We start from the raw sequence: 1,210 nt of genomic DNA, 5'->3' as shown, positions 1-1,210 counted from the left end.
TTCACAGCTTGTAGTTTCTCGTATAAAATGAAGTTATGAAGTAATTTTATCTTCTGCAAACTCTCCATTTCCTGTGACTGTGTTATTTTTACTACAGCTTTTTTCCGTTTAATCTTGTAGCACTGTGCTCATAAATAAATTAGGAGCAAAGTTTATGAATATAAAATCTTTAGTAACAACTTCTGTTATTGTTATGGCAGCTGCTTCTGCGGCACAAGCTGCGGATGTTATCATCCCTCATGAAACAGCCCCAGCAGCTATCGCAGCCCCTTCATTTTCTTGGACAGGTTTTTATATTGGTGGTCAAGTTGGTAACCTTTCAGGTAAAGTTGATGTATATGACTCAGAAACAAAAAAGAAAATTACAGATAAAGATTCGGCATTTAAGCCTTCCGGTTTCATGGGTGGTATTTATGTAGGTTCCAACGTAGATCTTGGCAATGGCATCATTCTAGGTGTTGAAACCGATGCAGTTTGGGCAGACCACGAAGAAGCAAAAACGCATTCAGCGGTCATTGGGGAAGCTGGCCTTGACGGTTTCAAAAGTGAGCTTACAACAGCTAAAGCTACGCCTGCTACAGGAAAAGCTATTGCTAATATTACGAAGGATGACAAGCGTGTAGAGAGTTCCTCTATTAAAGAGAAGTGGTCTGGTGCTACACGCGTTCGCGTTGGTTTTGCAGTGGTTGACCGTATTATGCCTTATGTTGCTGGTGGTATTGCTTATACGCAGCTGCAGGTGGTTGATACTCTTAAGGCGGTCGAAGTTGGTGGTGCCGAAATCGCTTCTGCTAAATTGTCTGATAAATCAAAAACAATGGTTGGTTTCACCATTGGTGGTGGTATTGACTTTGCAATGACAGACAATGTTCTGTTACGTGCAGAATATCGTTACTCAGACTACGGTAAAAAAGCATTTGTAGAGGACGGGGATAAAATAGCTTATAAAACCAATGATTTCCGTGTAGGTGTTGCATACAAGTTCTAATTTCGTAAATAACGAAATTATAAGCAAAAAAGTATAAAGGCCTCGTTTAACGGGGCCTTTATTTTATTAGCTCCCTATTTTATCTCTTTTAATCCCTTCTATTTTTATTATACCATTTCACGGTATAAAATTTTAAAGAAGGTAAGGTTTATATTATAAAGGGCGAATTGGTTCCATATATAAAGAGATTTTATAACTATTTATTACGTAAAATCTTATATC

General features: G+C 38.0%; 1 protein-coding gene. It reads left to right on the top strand.

Annotated features, from left to right (window positions below; all coding sequences use genetic code 11):
- The first annotated feature begins 154 nt into the window (after window positions 1–154).
- Window positions 155–988, top strand: coding sequence for an outer membrane protein (locus BN338_RS08155; protein WP_039760884.1), 834 nt, complete (start codon window positions 155–157; stop codon window positions 986–988).
- The last annotated feature ends 222 nt before the right edge of the window (window positions 989–1,210 follow it).

The organism is Bartonella queenslandensis AUST/NH15 (genome assembly GCF_000312585.1).
GTDB lineage: Bacteria > Pseudomonadota > Alphaproteobacteria > Rhizobiales > Rhizobiaceae > Bartonella > Bartonella queenslandensis_A.
This window is presented reverse-complemented; position numbering and strand designations above follow the sequence as displayed.